The sequence below is a fragment of the Bradyrhizobium sp. CCGUVB23 genome, from assembly GCF_024199885.1.
In the GTDB taxonomy this organism is placed as follows: Bacteria; Pseudomonadota; Alphaproteobacteria; order Rhizobiales; family Xanthobacteraceae; genus Bradyrhizobium.
The window spans coordinates 564,938-580,688 of the sequence record NZ_JANADQ010000001.1 but is presented as its reverse complement, the minus strand read 5'-3'; the positions used below and the strand labels follow the sequence as shown (position 1 = coordinate 580,688).

Genomic DNA, 15,751 nt, shown 5'->3' with positions numbered 1-15,751 from the left:
TCGATTTTCTCACGCGCGCCGACGAGGATAACTTCCATGAGTGGTACACCCTTCACGGCCGAACAGGTGGACAAAATCCATTCGCTCGTCACCATCGCCGTTGCAACGGCGCTTCCAAGAGTAGTAGCGAAATATGATGACCCGAGCTTGGTCCTGAAGAATCTCGGCGCCCGCGGCAACGAATTCGCGCAACACATCGAAACAGCGATCGAAGAGGCCGTAAACCGAACGCTCGTGCTCATCCGGCATCGGCAAGTGTCGCTGCTCCTTTCACCGGGCACCAGCTTAGAGGTATTTGGCAGAAAGACGAACGGTATCTATCCATGGACCGAATTCTCAAAGAATGTTCTTTTGCGCGCCAAGCCAATCGCACCCTCTACACGATTTGAGATCGGGGTCGTCGAACTCGCCCGTAATGCTACGAACGAAGAGATCATTGCGAATCTTTCTGAACGGTACGCGTTCGAGGCAGATTCCGCATGCGCGGTGATCGCGGAACTTGCGATGTCGAGTGGAGCGGGGAAGAAAGTCGACCTTCTGAACGATGAGGGCGTGAACATTTTCTTCATCGGCCCGCTAATCGTTTCGCTTTATCGATTTGGCGACAAAGGCGACTGGCGTGTCGACGCTTATCGGGATAAAATGATATTCAAAGGTTCGAGAATTTTCTGCCTCCTGTGATCAAGACGTCATTTCGCCAGAGCCCGCTCGGCTCCGGACCTTTGGTTCCGATGCGGACCTAAGCCCTTTATTGCGTAACTTTATGGCTGAGAGTATGCCGGCGCATCACATTAAGGTAGCACTATTTGACGTGTGCCAGACGCTGGTGGATGTTTACACCATCACCGATTTTACGCGGCACTTTTTACTTTCCTCTAAACACAATCCAGGTTTCGGACGCGGAAAGTTCATCGCCCACTTCTTTTATCGTCTTTTTCACCGAATAGGATTGCTGAGCGGGGATACGTACCGCGCGCATTTAATAAGGCTGTATGCCGGGTATCGAGAAAGGGATCTGGGCGCAGCCGCCGAAGCGTATGCGGAGCGTCTGCACAATCGATACAAAGAAGACGTGATCCGTCTGCTCGAAAAGCTCAAGGCGTCCGGCTTCTCTGTATATCTGGTTAGTGCAGGTCTCGATGTATATCTCCGGCCGTTCGCTCAATCGGTCGGAGCGGGGCTCATATGCACGGTCCTCGAAAGGGATTCATCTGGGACTTATACCGGTCGCATCCAGGGCACCGATTGTCTGGGTGAAGGGAAGGTCGTGAAAGTGCGCCAAGAACTACCTAACATAGGCGCGATAGAGTGGAAGGAGAGCTGGGCCTTTGGCGACAGCGCCAGCGATATTCCTTTGCTTTCACTGGTAGGAAATGCGTGTGCCGTCGACCCGGGGCCGTTCTTGGAAAGAAAAGCGCGGTCGAACCGGTGGTCAATCATCCGAACAATAGGACATATCAGCCAAACGCCAGCTGGCGCCCACCGTTAATATGTTAAATATAGCGGAAGAAAGATACCCTCGCTCAGCCATCCAAAGCTCTTCATGGCGGTGACTTCCCGGCTTAGCGCTCTGGGCTTCTCCTGTGATCGAGAGTGGGTAATCCGAAAGCGCTGAGCCGCAGACCGGTTCAAAAGGCTATGCTGCTAGGGTGTGAGTTTGGATGGCATGCGTTGACGTCCTCTCATTAGGGAGCTCGTTTCAAGCATGTGCGGAATTTCCGGTATTTGGGAGCGTAATGGTTGCAGCCTGCAAGATCTGAAAAGGTGGGCGTCTGCAATGACGCAAACCCTCAGTCACCGCGGGCCGGACGACAGCGGAGTTTGGTTAAGCGAGCAAGCCAGCATTGCCTTCGGGCAGCGTCGCCTGGCAATTATCGACTTGTCCCCAACGGGACATCAACCAATGGTTTCGGCCAACGGCCAATATGCGATTACGTTCAACGGTGAAATATATAATTACCGAGAACTGAGGGCCGAATTGGAGCGCTGCGGAGTTCGGTTTCGCGGGCATTCAGATACAGAAGTGATTGTCGAAGGATTCGCTCAATGGGGCGTCAAATCGACCATCACCCGCTTGAACGGGATGTTCGCAATTGCAGCGTGGGACGCCGGAGAGCATCAACTGTTCCTGGCTCGTGATCGAATGGGCGAAAAGCCGCTTTATTGGGCGATTTTCGATGGGCTAGTTTTGTTCGGATCAGAATTGAAGGCATTGCACGCTCATCCCGGTTGGAAGCGAAGTCTCAATCGTGGAGCGATCGCCGCCTTTCTTCGGCATAGTTATCTGCCGGGTCCATTCACGATCTATGAAGGTGTCTACAAACTGCCACCCGCCGGGTTCATCAAAATATCGAGCGGCGGCGCCCCGGAAGTGGGATCGTACTGGGATCTGGCCGGTGTCATTACGCAGGGGCAACGCAATACGCTTCGAGCCGACGAAGAGGGACTGGTCGATGAGCTCGAGGCGTTGCTGCATGATGCGGTATCGCGCCGTATGATAGCGGATGTTCCGCTTGGCGCGTTTCTGTCGGGCGGCTATGATTCATCGACTATCGTCGCACTGATGCAGAAGGCTTCTCTGAGACCGGTCAGGACGTTTACCATCAGCTTTGAAAATCCGGCATTCGACGAAGCGAAGCACGCTGAGGCTGTCGCGCGACATCTTGGGACCGATCATACAACGTTTCCCGTTAGCGGCGCTGACGCTCTCGATGTCGTGCCGAAGTTGGCCGAGATGTATGACGAACCGTTCGCCGATCCCTCCCAGATCCCGACCCATGTTCTGTCCGCGTTGACGCGAAGGCGTGTCACGGTGGCGCTGTCAGGAGATGGCGGAGACGAATTGTTTTCCGGGTACGACGGGTATCAATGGACGGAGAGTGTTTGGCGACCGACTACGAAGATGCCGCCTGCGCTTCGCCGCCTCGTTGCTTCAGGCATTCGCGCTGTGCCGCCCAGCACTTACAACAGCATAGCGCGTTACGTACCATACTTTCGGCGGGTGTCACGTGTTGGCCAAAAGGCGCATCGGTTGGCGCAAATCTTCTCAGAGTCATCGATTGATTCCGTTTACTATCAAGTTGTCTCGCGCCACCAGAACCCGGACAATCTTGTAAAGGGATCACAAGAGGTGCGAACGGCCTGCTGGGGTCAGAACCTCGAGGGCATCTTGCCAGATCCGGTGGACCGTATGCGCTACCGGGACATGTGTACGTATCTGCCCGATGACATCCTGACTAAGGTTGATCGAGCCTCTATGGCTGTCGCTCTTGAGGTGCGCGTTCCGCTGCTCGACCATCGCCTGGTTGAATGGGTCTGGAAGCTGCCGTCATTGCAGAACGCGCGTGCCCGGCGCCCCAAACATTTGCTCCGGCGTGTTCTTGCCCGCCATGTGCCCGATCATTTGGTCGAGCGCCCGAAAATGGGGTTCGCGGTTCCGCTTGCAGATTGGTTGCGCGGTCCATTACGGAATTGGGCCGAAGACCTGATGAACGAAGCTTGCCTGCGCGCCGATGATGTTTTTGACGTTGAGGGCATTCGCGCGCTCTGGGCCAACTTCTTGAGCGGAGATGATGAGCGGCACTTTCTCATCTGGAATATTCTAATGTTTCAGGCGTGGCATCGGAGGTGGAGCGACGCGTCGGTGGCGGACACCGCAACAAGACCCTTGGCCACTCTTTTGAATTGAAGATATGGCGATGCGGTCCCACAAGGCTCGGGGTGTCAGGTGCGAATTCTCTCGATAGATTTTTCCATTCCCTATCTATTGAAGGATGACAACTATCCGATCGGTGGCTGGGCCGTCCAACTTTCAATATGGCTTCGCGCGCTTGAAAACGCCGGGCACGAAGCCGCTCTCCTTACCTGGAAGGGTGCTTCGGCCCATGTAGGTTCGGGCCAGCAAATCAAACTCATTGAAACCTATGATCCCGCGCATGGGGTGCGGGTTGCGAAGTATTTCTACTCATACATCCCGAAAATATTGGCAGCCGCCCGCGCCTATCACCCGGATGTCATGATCCAGGGCGCAAGTGCGGTCCATACCGCCATTATGGCTTTCGTCGCCGGCCAACTAGGGATTCCGTTCGTCCACCGAATTGTCAACGACGTAAACGTCGATGAACGATGCAAAGTCGGTCTTCGATCTTATGAATGGTTGGCCTATTCTTGGGCGCGGCATCGAACAGCCGCGTTTCTCTGTCAAAATGAGTATCAACGCGAAAAGTTGGCAGCGCTTTTTCCGGGAAAGCCTATATACGTCATTCATAATGCCGTTGTTGTGGCAGAGGACGCGCCCGCTCCTTTGCCGCGCGCAGAACGCAGATATGTCGCCTGGCTTGGTGTCTTCCGCTATGGAAAGAACCTGCCATTGCTGCTTCGAATCGCCCAGGAATTTCCGGCCGTTAAATTCCGCGTGGCGGGGATGCTCGAGCGAGATGTTGATCAGCCGACGCTGGACGCCGTGAATGGCCTGCGCCATCTGCCAAACGTGGAACTGGTTGGCCATGTCCGGCGGGCAGACGTTCAACAATTTTTATCAGAAGCGACGATGCTTCTCTGCACATCGGATTTCGAGGGCTTCTCGAACGTGCTCCTGGAGGCTCTCGCCGTGGGCACACCTGTCGTGACGCGCCGGCAAGTCGACCCGGACTCGATCATCGTGCGCCATGCCCTTGGCGCATCGGCAGAGGACGAGTTGGCACTTTCCAAATCCGTGAAAACATTCTGGGACATGAGCGCGAATGAATACGACGCGGTCGCTCGACGATGTCAAACTTATGTTAGGGCCAATCACTCGCCGACGGCAAAAGCTCGCGAGTTAATTGCGGCCTTGACGCCTCTTCTCGCCAAGTCAAAACGCCCACGGCAACCACTTTGAATTGACTTACTCGAGGTGGACGCCATACGCGAGACTAGATGTCGAGTTTCATTGGACGGTGAGATCCGTAGGTCCACAATGACTGCATCTTTGACGCACAGCGGCCGAGCGCCTTATCATCTCACGTTGCCGCATTCGGTCGCGCAAGCCGGAACATTTTTCTTTCTGTTGTTTGTGTTCATGTGGCCCTTCCAGGGCGCACCATTTATAAGGGACAATTTGTTCGACATCCAAGGGTTTAAACCCTTCAACTTATTATCAGCAGTGGTCTTGGCTTATCTGGTGTTCGACACTGCGCCGCTACACGCGACCGACAAAATTGAACGAACATCCATCAGAATTTTTCTCCTGTACTTCGCAACGTTTGCCATCGCTCTCATTCGATCAGTTCCAAACGCGCCCCTTTTTCATAGTCGCTTCCCTGAAATTCCAGGGTCCTACGTTGACTTTGTACTATCGGCTTGCATTGTGCCGACCTTCTACACTCTCTCCTTCCTGTTTATCCTTAGGCGCATGTGCTCCTTTCAGGAGCTCGAGAAGATCACGACGGTGATCTGCCTTTCGATACTATTGCTATCAATCTCTTTCGTCGCGCTCGTGCTAATGAATCCGTCCGTTCTGCTTTCAGGTCACGCGGGGGGAATGACCGATAGGGACCGGGACGAAATGACCCAGTTGTGCATAGCGTATTTCGGACGGCATTATAACGTAATTGGAAGTATGTTCATTTCCACTGTGCCGTTGTTGCTCTATCGTGCCCTTACACGCGGCGCTCTCTGGATCGCGCCCCTGTGTCTATCGCTTCTGGCGGTTCTTCTCCTCGAGTCACGAACAACGCTTGTCGCAGTAGCAGCTTCGTGTTCCCTGTTCCTGATCCTGCGGCGCAGGTTTGGCATTTTGGTTTTCGGTGCTGGGGCGGCTGGCGTCACATCGTTGGTGTGGATCGGACCAACCGTTCAAGCTCTTCTTTCGATCGGGGTTGATAGCGATTCCGGCGTTTCGGCCGATGCATTGTTCACGGGCCGTGTTGATTACATTTGGCGTCCGCTGCTGGAGGAGTGGACGAGCGATGTCGGCCTGTTCCTGTTTGGCGCCGGTCACATAGGAATGGCGACGAGTCAACTTTGGAACACGGGAACCCTGGTACAGGCCAACGTAGCGCATAATGCGATTTTCGAATTCTTTCTTGATTGCGGGGTGATTTTAACCGGTGTGGCCCTAATGTTCCTTATGGCTGGAACAGTTACCGCCTGGCGAGTTGGGCGAAGGTTGAATAGTGACCTATATTGGGCTCTGTTCGCGAGCATGTTCGGTTATGGGATTAGGATGGTAACCGGGGGTGACATCCTTCCAGCAATAGAAAACATGTATGCATTTCCGATCATTGCGATGATGATCAACGTGGCGCGGTTGCGCTATCTGGATGCCTATCGCAGTCGACCCAAGACGATTCAAAAGCCTGAAAAAATCGTTGCGAGGTAAGTCTGTACGTCGTCCCACGCAGCCGATGGTGTTCGATTATATCTCCTGGTAATTTGTCCCAGCGGCGCCACCGCTTACGCCAGCGAAGGCTGCCTTGCGGAGTGCGAGCGTAGAGTGAAGACATAGGCGTATGACGGACCATACGGCTATGTCGAACGTCTCTCGTGTCACGCTGGAGTTGCCCCCGTTAGACCGGACACTCGGCTGGTTTGAGTGATGCAATGTACTCCCGCGGCGAGCGGTAGCCCAGCCGGGAATGCGGGTGTTCTGAGTTGTAATCCTCCATCCAGTTGTCGATCCGCAGCAGCGCGGTGCGAGCGTCGGGGATCGGGTTCACACGAACATAGTCGCGCTTGAAGGTCTTCACGAACGCCTCGGCCATGCCGTTGCTCTCGGGGCTTTCGACCGGCGTGAAGCAGGGCTCGAGGGTAAGCGTCGTTCCGCTCCCACCTTCTCGCGGCACATGGGATAGGCGAGTTTCACGATCTCTTTAAAGGGATCGGCCTGTGTCTATGCTTGACCATACGCTTAAGTCGGACGTGACGGCGCGCCGGCTGGAAGTGATCACGGAGACGGGACGCCGTCGTTGGTTCTCGAAGGACGACAAGGCCCGGATCGTCGAGGAGACGCTGGTACCAGGCGCGGTCGTTTCCGAGATTGCCCGACGACACGGGCTGACCCCACAACAAGTGTTCACCTGGCGCCGGCAAGCACGCCGGTTGCCGACGCCGATGGCTGACGATCCGCCGTTTGTACCGGCGGTGGTAGACGCCATGGTACCGGCCGTGGCTGTTGGCCATGAGCGCAAGACAGCGCGACGCAAGGCCAAGCCGGATGTCCGGGCTCGCCCTTGCGATGCCGGGGGCATCGAGATCGAAGCCGAAGGCGTCACTATCCGGGTCGGCCGCGGTGCGGACGTGGCGATGATTGCGGCCATCGTCCATGCGCTGAAGGCAAGCCGGTGATCGGCCCGTCCGGAACTGTCCGGGTAATGGTGGCAACCAAGCCGGTCGACTTCCGCAAGGGAATGGAGGGGCTTGCGATGCTTGTACGCGAGCACATGAAGGCCGATCCGTTCTCGGGTGCTGTTTATGTGTTCCGTGCCAAGCGGGCGGACCGGATCAAGCTGATCTTCTGGGACGGTACGGGTTTGTGCCTGTTCGCCAAGCGGCTCGAGGAAGGCGTCTTCCGCTGGCCGAAGATCGAGGATGGCGTGATGCGTTTGTCGGCGGTGGAATTGTCGGCGCTGCTCGAAGGGCTCGATTGGCGGCGTGTCCACGCGGCACGGGAGACGGTCGTCCCGACGCAAGCCGGATAGTTGTGGGCCGCGCTGCGGCGAAGTGAATCAGGGGCATCGAGCACGTCGTCAGGCGAGCGCGAATATGCTCTGATTTGCCTGTGAGCGATAACCTTCCTGATGATCCCGAGACGCTGAAGGCGATGCTGCTGGCCGAGCGGCACGAGAGCGAGCGGCTGCGCCAGATCATCAAAGAGCTGCAGCGTCATCGCTTTGGCCGGAAGGCAGAGTCGCTTCCCGAGGAGCAGATGCTGCTCGGTCTCGAGGACGTCCAACAGGTTGCGGCCTATACGGAAGCCAGCCAGGACGAGACAGCACCGGAAGGGCGAGCGGAGCGCGCACGCAAGCGCCGCAACAATCGCGGAGCACTACCGGCGCATCTGCCGCGGATCGAGGTCGTGGTCGACCTCGACGCCAAGACCTGCCCCTGCTGCAAGGGCGACCTGCACCAGATCGGCGAAGACAAGAGCGAGCGGCTGGACATGGTGCCGGCGCAGTTCCGCGTTGTCGTCACCCGACGTCCCAAATACGCCTGCCGAGCCTGCGAAGATGGCGTCATGCAGGCCGAGGCTCCGGCCCGCTTGATCGAGGGCGGACTGCCGACGGAGGCAACCGTCGCCCAGGTTCTGGTGTCCAAATATGCCGATCATCTGCCGCTCTACCGGCAGGCCCAGATCTATGCCCGCCAGGGCATCGCTCTCGATCGATCGACACTGGCGGACTGGGTGGGGCATGCCGCCTTCCATCTGCGCCCGCTGCATGAGCGCCTTCTCACGGTGCTTCGCGCGAGGTCCAAGCTGTTCGCCGACGAGACGACGGTGCCGGTGCTCGATCCAGGCCGGGGCCGCACCAAAACCGGCCAGCTCTGGGCCTATGCCGCCGACGACAGGCCCTGGGGCGGTCTCGATCCGCCAGGCATCGCCTATGTCTATGCACCCGACCGCAAAGCCGAGCGGCTGTTCAGCCATCTTGCCGGCTTCAAGGGCGTCCTGCAGGTCGATGGCTACAACGCCTACCCAAAGCTTGCCGAACGTGGCGAGGTCGAGCTCGCCTTCTGCTGGGCGCACATGCGGCGCAACTTCTACGAACTCGCGACAGCCGGCCCCGCTCCGATCGCGAGCGACGCGCTGAAGCACATCGCCGCATTCTATGGGATCGAGAAGGAGATCCGCGGCCGCAGCGCGGAGGAACGTCGCCTCGTGCGGCAGCAGAAGAGCCGACCACTGGCTGATGCCTTCGAGGTATGGCTGCGCGCCAAGCTGGCTCTCATCAGCCAGAAGATCAAGCTCGCCGACGCCATCCGCTACGCCCTCTCGCGCTGGCAAGGCTTAACTCGCTTCATCGATGACGGCCGCATCGAACTCGACAACAATACCGTCGAACGATCAATCCGTGGCATCAAGCTCAGTCGCAAAAACGCACTATTTGCTGGATCCGACGGTGGTGCCGAGCACTGGGCTGTCGTCGCGTCCCTGGTCGAGACCTGCAAGATCAACGACGTCGATCCGCTCGCCTATCTCACCGATGTCCTGACCAGGATCGTCAACGGGCATCCAAACCGCGACATCGACCAGCTACTGCCCTGGGCCTACCGCGCTCAAGCCCTCAAAGCCGTGGCCTGAGAACGACGCTTACGCTCGAGGTTCAGGGCCGCGGCAATCTCAAGGGTGCGATAGGCAGCGAAGATGGAGCCATTGTCGGTCAGCCATTGCACCTTGCGTGGAGCGCGCATATCGCCGAACCGCTGCTCGACAGTATCCGTCCGGTAAAGGCCGCCTTGCCGAATGAGGCGTGTTGTTGAGAACTGTCCTTATGGACAGTGATAGGCGCAGTGCCCAAGTCGAGCGGCTTGAAGTGGTGGAGACGGGCCGGCGGCGGCGCTGGTCCGAGGATGAGAAGCTCAAGATCGTCCTGGAGAGCTTACAGGCGCCGCGCCAAGTCGCGGCAACAGCTCGGCGGTATGGCGTTTCGCGCTCATTGCTGCTGCGATGGCGACGCTCGTTTCGGCCGGAGCCGAAGGATGCCGCCGATCAGCCTGGCTTCGTACCGGCGATTGTGGTCGCGGAATCAGAGCCGACGCCTTGTCCAGTCGCGTCAGCCAGCAGCGGCGGGTCGATCGAGATCGAGTTTGCGACCGGGGCTCGGATGCGGATCACGGGTGCGGTCGACGCGGCGACGCTGAAGGCCGCCCTGGCGGCGCTGGCAGATGGACGCCTACGGTGATCCCCATTGCGTCGGGCGTGCGGGTGTGGATTGCGACCGGCCACACCGATATGCGTCGCGGCATGAACTCGCTGGGCTTGCTGGTGCAGGAAGCCTTCAAGCGAGACCCGCACGGCGGCGACCTCTATGTGTTCCGTGGCAAAAGCGGCAAGCTGATCAAGATCCTTTGGTACGATGGACTAGGCATGTCGCTCTACGCCAAGCGGCTGGAGCGCGGCCGGTTCCTATGGCCGTCGTCAGCTGATGGCGTGGTGACAATCACCCCAGCCCAGCTTGGCTACCTGCTGGAGGGCATCGACTGGCGGCTGCCGCAACATACCTGGCGACCGCAGGCGGCGGGCTGATCGCCGGGATTTGAATCGGTGGCAGGATCAGCGGTTCAGACAGAGATCGCGTCTTGTGATTCTCTGGTCGGCGATGGGCGCTCATGATTCTCTTCCCGACGATGTGACCACGCTGCAGGCGATGCTGCGCGCCGAGCGAGCGGCCCGGTTGGCCGCGGAAGCCGAGGCCCAGGCGGGGACCTTGCTGATCGAGAAGCTCAAGCTCACGATCAAGAAGCTGCGGCACGAGCAGTTCGGACAGTCCTCCGAGCGAGGCGCATTGCTGGACCAGCTCGAGCTACAGCTCGCCGACCTCGAGGAGAACGCGGCGCAAGCTGAGACCGAGGCGCAGATGGCAGCCGAGAAGATTGCGGTGCCCTCGTTCGAGCGCCGCAAACCAGCCCGCCGGCCGCTGCCGGAGCATTTGCCGCGGGAGCGCATTGTCTATCCAGTGCCCGCCACCTGCCCATGCTGCGGCGACAGTCGATTGCGCAAGATTGGCGAGGACGTGACCGAGACGCTGGAGCTCGTTCCGCGCCAGTGGAAGGTGATCCAGCACGTACGCGAGAAGCTCGTCTGCCGGGCCTGCGAAGCGATCACCCAGCCGCCGGCTCCCTCGCATCCGATTGCGCGCGGGCGTGCAGGGCCCAAGCTGCTGGCCCATGTTCTGTTTGCCAAGTACGGCCTGCACCTGCCGCTTAATCGTCAGAGCGACGTTTACCAGCGTGAAGGCATCGACCTCGACGTATCGACGCTCGCGGACTGGGTGGGTGCCTCCGCCGCAACCCTGATGCCTCTGGTCGATGCGATCCGGAGCCACGTCTTCGCAGCCGAGCGCATCCATGCCGATGACACCACGGTGCCGGTCTTGGCCAAGGGCAAGACCCGGACCGGCCGGCTCTGGACCTACGTGCGCGACGACCGTCCGTTTGCCGGCCCAGATCCGCCGGCGGCCGTGTTCTTCTACTCGCCCGATCGTGGCGGTGCGCATCCGGAGCAGCATCTGGCGGGTTATGCCGGACTGATGCAGGCCGACGCCTACGCCGGCTTTGGCAGGCTCTACGAGGCCAATCGCAAGGGCGGCCCGATCATCGAGGCCGCGTGCTGGGCGCACGGCAGGCGCAAGTTTTTTGATCTCGCGCGGCTCACCAAAGCGCCGGTCGCGGCCGAGGCGGTCAAACGCATCGATGTTCTGTTCGCCATCGAGCGCGAGATCAGCGGTCTTGCGCCGCAAGAGCGTCTGCGCGTGCGCCACGAGCGTAGTCGCCCCTCGATCGTTGAGCTGGAGGCCTGGCTGCGTGAGCAGCGCGCCAAACTCTCCAAAAACAACGACACGAGCAAGGCGATCAATTACTGCCTCAGCCGCTGGGATGCATTCACTCGCTTCCTCGATGATGGGCGCTTGTGCATGTCGAACAACGCTGCAGAACGCGAGCTACGGGCCGTCGCTGTCGGAAGACGAAACTGGACCTTCGCCGGGTCCGATGAGGGCGGCCGACGAGCCGCAACCATCTACACCCTCATCGCCACCGCCAAGCTCAACGACGTCGATCCACAGGTCTGGCTCGCCGACGTGCTGGCGCGCATCAACGATCATGCTATCCAGAGGCTCGCTGAGCTTCTGCCCTGGAACTGGCGAAAGCCAATGCCGAGCCATATCGAAGCGGCGTGAGCCAGGAGGCCACATGAGAGCGAGCGGTCTGTCCGCGGCAGATAAATCGGCGGTGACGGCCGCCTGCCAGCAGCTGATCGACGACTTTCTGAAGCCCCGCTTCCTGCCCACTATCCGGCCGACGCAGTTCAACTATCCCATCGATATCCTGGGAAAATGGCACGGCACCAAATACCGCTTCGTTCAACGCTACCGCTCCGGCTTCCCGGAGAATCTCGGAGAAGAGTTCGACGCCCCCTTCGCCCGCCTCGACTGGATCAGCCGCAACCGCTTCGATATCCAGTGGCACCGGCACACTGGAGAATGGTTCTGCCGGCATCGCGGCCTCACGCTCGACGAAGCGATCGACACCCTAAGATCCGACGGATTGCTCCATCCACCTTGAACGCCGGACCTCAAGCCTAGGTAACCCGCGGTCCTCGCCGGATGGATACGCTCGACACAGTGGACCATCATGTCGCCGGAGATCCCAGCCGTTGTGGCCACCCAGCTGATGACCTCGCGGTCATGGCTGTCCAGGGCAAAGGCAACCCGCACGATCTCGCCATTCCAGCAGGTGAACTCCAGCGCGTCCGAACACCAACGCACGTTGGAGTGGTTTGTCATGATCGTTCCATCATCGGCCCGCGGGATGCGGCGCCCTGTATGCCGGGAAGCCGCCCTTCTTCATCAGCCGGTAGACGCGCTTGGCGTTGACGGGATCGTGGCCGGCGGATCGCCGCGCGCGCTTGAGGAGCGCGGCGATCCGCCGGTATCCATAGCTCGGCCGACTATCCACCAGGCGCCGGATATCAGACGTGAGCTCCACATCCCCGGAGCGGATCTGGGGACCGCGCTTCGGACGCTTGCCGTCAACTCGCTCAACCAGGTTGGAACGGGCCACCCCGAGGGTCTCTGCGATCCGTTTCACGGGGTATCCTCCGGCGCATGCGATCGCGACAGCAAGGTCGGTTTTTTTACCCGCGCAAGGTCAAGAGCCTCCTTGAGGATCTCGACCTCCAGGGTCTTGCGGCCGAGCATGCGTTCGAGGTCTCGAACCCGTTCCTCCAGCCGCCGGACCTCGGATGCGGCGACCACATCCTCATCCGCCCGCACTGCTTCCTTGCCCCCTTCGCTCATCAGCCGCCTCCATCGGAAGACCAGGCTCGGGGAGAGCCCATGGCGACGGGCAACATAGCTGATCGACATGCCCGGTTGCAGCGTCTCGTTAACGACCAGGAGCTTCTGCTCCGTCGTAAACCGTCGCCGGCGGGCAACGCCGGTGATGACTTCCACCTTTGAAAACGTCTCGGACATAGGCGTATGCCTAGGACTAGGCCTAGCTCCTCCGGCTAACGCCGGTGTCCGGTCAAAACAGGGAGCAGTTCATCGAAGGATCGATCGTGCTCGAAAGCGAGGGCATGCCGGCGAAACGTTATGGCGTCGGTGACGTGATCTTTTTCCGCGGCGGTGCACACGCGAAATGGGACGTTGAGGACTATGTGAAGAAGGTCGCCTTCTTGCGCCAAACCAATCTGTTCGGGCTCGATTTCGTCGTCCGCGCCGTCAACAAGCTCCAGCGGAGGTGCGAGCGGCGCACATCCTAAGATTTTGGTTCTCTGCAATACTGAACGTCTCCGTATAGGGGTGGTTCAGCCGCGGCCGGGCCGTGCTCTCAATCTTCAGGTCGGCATCTTTGGTTGCGACGAGGAAGGTGGGCCACCTCAGAGTGGGTCGCTTCGAGTCCGATCACGCCGGGCGACATCCCGGTATCAGAGGTCAGGAATCTCGCAAAGTTTGCTGCCGACCGATCGTTCGCATCTGAGCCCAATTGCGGCGGCCTGTTGCCTAATGGCCGCGCCAGCGATCGGTTGTTCATCCCCCAAATCGCCGCCTGCGTCCTGTTCTGAACCCGGATCTTGCGAAGTTGGATATTCTCACCAAGGTAAAACTCCGAACACCTTCAATCCATGCCTGCTCCTTAAACGTCCGTGGAAGAACGCGATCTGACTGCGATAGCCGCAGCCGGCGCCTACAGTGTCATCCTGAAGGATGAGGAACCGGACATTCTGGTGCAGACCTTGCTGCAGATCGCGGCCGGCCAGAGATTGTTGCCGTAGCCCTCATCCCAAGAAGCAGTCGCGAGAAATCCGCGATGACGAGAACAGGAAATTGGGCGCCGGCTGAACTTGACTGACGGCACGATCAAGGTTTGAAATGGACCCCGGTTTTGGGACCAGAGGCTAAGTTGGAAAAGGGCCGCTCCGTTTGATAGACGGAGGGCATGATGACGAAGAAGACACGACGGAAGATCGACGCGGCGTTGAAGGCAAAGATCGCGCTGGAAGCCGTGCGGGAGCAGGCGACGGTGGCCGATCTGGCCCAGCGCTATGAGGTTCACCCAAACCAGATCTATGCCTGGAAGAAGCAGCTGCTGGACCAGGCGGCCCGGGCTTTTGACGCGGGTGTCGGGCGCGAGAGCGAGGAAACGCGCGAACGCGAGATCGAGAAGCTGCACGCCAAGATTGGACAACTGACAGTCGAGCGCGATTTTTTAGCGCGGAGGTCCGGAAGATGAGCACGCCGGACCGTCGAGGAATGCTCGATCGCGCCGACCAGGCGCTGTCGATCCGCCGGCAATGCATGTTGCTTGGCATCGCCCGTTCTGGGGTCTACCGGCCGCCACGGCCGGCCAACGACAACGACCTTGCCCTGATGCAGCGGATCGACGAGCTGTTCACCGCCTGGCCATTCCTGGGCTCGCGGCGGATGACCGCGATGCTGAAGACTGAGGGGCTTCAGATCAATCGCAAGCGCGTGCAGCGGTTGATGCGCAAGATGGGCATCGCGGCGCTGGGACCGAAGCCGAACACGACAAAGCCGGCGCCGGGCCACAAGATCTATCCCTATCTGCTGCGCAACATGACGATCGACCGGCCGAACCAGGTATGGGCGGCCGACATCACGTATCTGCCCATCGGCCGCGGCTTTCTCTATCTCGTCGCCATCATCGACTGGGCGAGCCGTGCGGTTCTGGCGTGGCGGTTATCGAATACGATGGAGGTCTCGTTCTGCGTGACGGCTCTGGAAGAGGCGCTGGCGAAGTACGGCACGCCGGAGATTTTCAACACCGACCAGGGCAGCCAGTTCACCAGCGTGGCCTTCACCGGCGCGCTGGCGGCCGCAAAGATCAAGATCTCCATGGATGGCCGCGGTCGTTGGATGGACAACGTCTTCATCGAGCGGCTGTGGCGGTCTCTCAAGCATGAGGACATCTATCTCAAGGGCTATGCCGACGGCCGCGAGGCCAAGGCAGGGATCGCGAGCTGGATCGCCTTCTACAACGATCGTCGCCTTCATCAGTCCCTCGGCTATCGCACGCCGATGGCGGTCTGGCGCGAACGGATGCAGGCCGCGAAGGCTGTGGACATGGTGGACAACGCTGACGCGTTGACCACATGCCCACAGCAACAGCAGCAGACAGAATCTCTGGCTGCGTGATAGAAAGGGATCAGGAGCGATCAGTTTCCAACTAACAAGCCGGTTCAACCGGTCCCGCTTCGCGGGTCCATTTCAGTTCACCTTCACCACATCTTCCGGAAGCTCGACATCAGCAACCGGTCGTCGCTTGCCCCGCTCGCGATTTCACAACCTGAGCTCATCGACCCGTCTGCTGAGAACTGGATTTTCGTGAACGGGAAACGATGACAGCAACGATCCAGGCGAATACCACGACAGCTGCAAAGCACTTCATATTCTCGACGGCAGATCAAAAGGGACCAACCAGCCGCTGCAAAAATGTTGTCGATCAGCTACCTCGTGCGGGGTATTGAATAGCGCCAAGTATAGGCTCATGTTAGCGTGCAGTAGTAGTGTCGATAATCGCTTTTGATCGA

16 protein-coding genes and 2 pseudogenes are annotated in these 15,751 nt (G+C 59.3%); 15 read left to right on the top strand and 3 right to left on the bottom strand.

What is annotated here, in order from left to right; translation table 11 throughout:
• The first annotated feature begins 36 nt into the window (after window positions 1-36).
• From NLN62_RS02475 to NLN62_RS02455, 5 genes are all read left to right on the top strand, one after another.
• On the top strand, window positions 37-681 hold the full coding sequence (locus NLN62_RS02475) for a hypothetical protein (protein ID WP_254107239.1): 645 nt from the start codon (window positions 37-39) through the stop codon (window positions 679-681).
• Between the two features lie 82 nt (window positions 682-763).
• Window positions 764-1,489: an HAD family phosphatase gene (locus NLN62_RS02470; RefSeq protein ID WP_254107238.1), complete on the top strand. Its 726-nt coding sequence runs from the start codon at window positions 764-766 to the stop codon at window positions 1,487-1,489.
• 216 nt (window positions 1,490-1,705) lie between these two features.
• Entirely contained in the window at window positions 1,706-3,688 is a 1,983-nt protein-coding gene (gene asnB, locus NLN62_RS02465) for an asparagine synthase (glutamine-hydrolyzing) (protein ID WP_254107236.1), read from the top strand.
• A 39-nt stretch (window positions 3,689-3,727) separates the two neighbouring features.
• Window positions 3,728-4,879: a glycosyltransferase family 4 protein gene (locus NLN62_RS02460; protein WP_254107235.1), complete on the top strand. Its 1,152-nt coding sequence runs from the start codon at window positions 3,728-3,730 to the stop codon at window positions 4,877-4,879.
• 126 nt (window positions 4,880-5,005) lie between these two features.
• Window positions 5,006-6,361, top strand: a complete 1,356-nt coding sequence (locus NLN62_RS02455; protein WP_254107234.1) for a hypothetical protein — start codon at window positions 5,006-5,008, stop codon at window positions 6,359-6,361.
• Between the two features lie 187 nt (window positions 6,362-6,548).
• Here the strand turns inward: NLN62_RS02455 and NLN62_RS02450 are convergent.
• Window positions 6,549-6,788: pseudogene (locus NLN62_RS02450) on the bottom strand (integrase core domain-containing protein); the annotation flags it as partial.
• A gap of 85 nt (window positions 6,789-6,873) precedes the next feature.
• On the opposite strand from NLN62_RS02450, the gene NLN62_RS02445 reads away from it, so the two are divergent.
• The 7 genes from NLN62_RS02445 to NLN62_RS02415 all read left to right on the top strand — a co-directional run bounded on the left by NLN62_RS02445 (window position 6,874) and on the right by NLN62_RS02415 (window position 12,261).
• Window positions 6,874-7,326, top strand: coding sequence for a transposase (locus tag NLN62_RS02445; RefSeq protein WP_254113323.1), 453 nt, complete (start codon window positions 6,874-6,876; stop codon window positions 7,324-7,326).
• Window positions 7,323-7,679 (top strand): IS66 family insertion sequence element accessory protein TnpB, encoded by a 357-nt coding sequence (gene tnpB, locus NLN62_RS02440; protein ID WP_254107233.1) that lies wholly within the window; start codon window positions 7,323-7,325, stop codon window positions 7,677-7,679. The genes NLN62_RS02445 and tnpB (NLN62_RS02440) overlap by 4 nt, the downstream gene beginning before the upstream one ends.
• Window positions 7,680-7,801: 122 nt before the next feature.
• Window positions 7,802-9,280 carry an IS66 family transposase gene (locus NLN62_RS02435; protein ID WP_254113322.1) on the top strand — a complete coding sequence of 493 codons (1,479 nt, stop codon included), beginning with the start codon at window positions 7,802-7,804 and terminating at the stop codon, window positions 9,278-9,280.
• A gap of 190 nt (window positions 9,281-9,470) precedes the next feature.
• On the top strand, window positions 9,471-9,881 hold the full coding sequence (locus tag NLN62_RS02430; protein ID WP_254107232.1) for a transposase: 411 nt from the start codon (window positions 9,471-9,473) through the stop codon (window positions 9,879-9,881).
• Window positions 9,878-10,225, top strand: coding sequence for an IS66 family insertion sequence element accessory protein TnpB (gene tnpB / locus NLN62_RS02425; RefSeq protein ID WP_254107231.1), 348 nt, complete (start codon window positions 9,878-9,880; stop codon window positions 10,223-10,225). The genes NLN62_RS02430 and tnpB (NLN62_RS02425) overlap by 4 nt, the downstream gene beginning before the upstream one ends.
• 73 nt (window positions 10,226-10,298) lie before the next feature.
• Window positions 10,299-11,876, top strand: coding sequence for an IS66 family transposase (locus NLN62_RS02420; protein WP_254113321.1), 1,578 nt, complete (start codon window positions 10,299-10,301; stop codon window positions 11,874-11,876).
• A gap of 13 nt (window positions 11,877-11,889) precedes the next feature.
• The gene (locus NLN62_RS02415; protein ID WP_254107230.1) at window positions 11,890-12,261 is read left to right on the top strand and encodes a hypothetical protein; all 372 of its coding nucleotides are present in this window, start codon (window positions 11,890-11,892) and stop codon (window positions 12,259-12,261) included.
• A gap of 231 nt (window positions 12,262-12,492) precedes the next feature.
• On the opposite strand, the gene NLN62_RS02410 is transcribed toward NLN62_RS02415, so the two are convergent.
• Together NLN62_RS02410 and NLN62_RS02405 are read right to left on the bottom strand one after the other, a co-directional pair.
• Complete coding sequence (locus NLN62_RS02410; RefSeq protein WP_254107229.1) at window positions 12,493-12,786, bottom strand: IS3 family transposase; 294 nt, start codon at window positions 12,784-12,786, stop codon at window positions 12,493-12,495.
• On the bottom strand, window positions 12,783-13,151 hold the full coding sequence (locus NLN62_RS02405) for a transposase (RefSeq protein WP_254107228.1): 369 nt from the start codon (window positions 13,149-13,151) through the stop codon (window positions 12,783-12,785). Before NLN62_RS02405 ends, NLN62_RS02410 begins: the two co-directional genes overlap by 4 nt.
• A gap of 92 nt (window positions 13,152-13,243) precedes the next feature.
• Between NLN62_RS02405 and NLN62_RS02400 the strand changes: the two are divergent.
• From NLN62_RS02400 to NLN62_RS02395, 3 genes and pseudogenes are all read left to right on the top strand, one after another.
• Window positions 13,244-13,462, top strand: a pseudogene (locus NLN62_RS02400) (cupin domain-containing protein); the annotation flags it as partial.
• A gap of 384 nt (window positions 13,463-13,846) precedes the next feature.
• On the top strand, window positions 13,847-13,975 hold the full coding sequence (locus NLN62_RS52870; protein WP_256575873.1) for a hypothetical protein: 129 nt from the start codon (window positions 13,847-13,849) through the stop codon (window positions 13,973-13,975).
• Between the two features lie 167 nt (window positions 13,976-14,142).
• Window positions 14,143-15,356, top strand: a protein-coding gene (locus NLN62_RS02395) for an IS3 family transposase (protein WP_254107226.1) whose coding sequence is annotated in 2 segments (ribosomal slippage) — window positions 14,143-14,419 and window positions 14,419-15,356 — 1,215 coding nt in all. Because the reading frame shifts where the segments join, the coding sequence is not laid out codon by codon here.
• Window positions 15,357-15,751: the final 395 nt, after the last annotated feature.

Bases quoted from the DNA above. Each gene is read 5' to 3' on its own strand.
- NLN62_RS02475 (WP_254107239.1), top strand. From the start codon at position 37: ATGAGTGGTACACCCTTCACGGCCGAACAGGTGGACAAAATCCATTCG.
- NLN62_RS02470 (WP_254107238.1), top strand. From the start codon at position 764: ATGGCTGAGAGTATGCCGGCGCATCACATTAAGGTAGCACTATTTGAC.
- asnB (WP_254107236.1), top strand. From the start codon at position 1,706: ATGTGCGGAATTTCCGGTATTTGGGAGCGTAATGGTTGCAGCCTGCAA.
- NLN62_RS02445 (WP_254113323.1), top strand. From the start codon at position 6,874: ATGCTTGACCATACGCTTAAGTCGGACGTGACGGCGCGCCGGCTGGAA.
- NLN62_RS02435 (WP_254113322.1), top strand. From the start codon at position 7,802: ATGCTGCTGGCCGAGCGGCACGAGAGCGAGCGGCTGCGCCAGATCATC.
- NLN62_RS02430 (WP_254107232.1), top strand. From the start codon at position 9,471: ATGGACAGTGATAGGCGCAGTGCCCAAGTCGAGCGGCTTGAAGTGGTG.
- NLN62_RS02420 (WP_254113321.1), top strand. From the start codon at position 10,299: ATGGGCGCTCATGATTCTCTTCCCGACGATGTGACCACGCTGCAGGCG.
- NLN62_RS02415 (WP_254107230.1), top strand. From the start codon at position 11,890: ATGAGAGCGAGCGGTCTGTCCGCGGCAGATAAATCGGCGGTGACGGCC.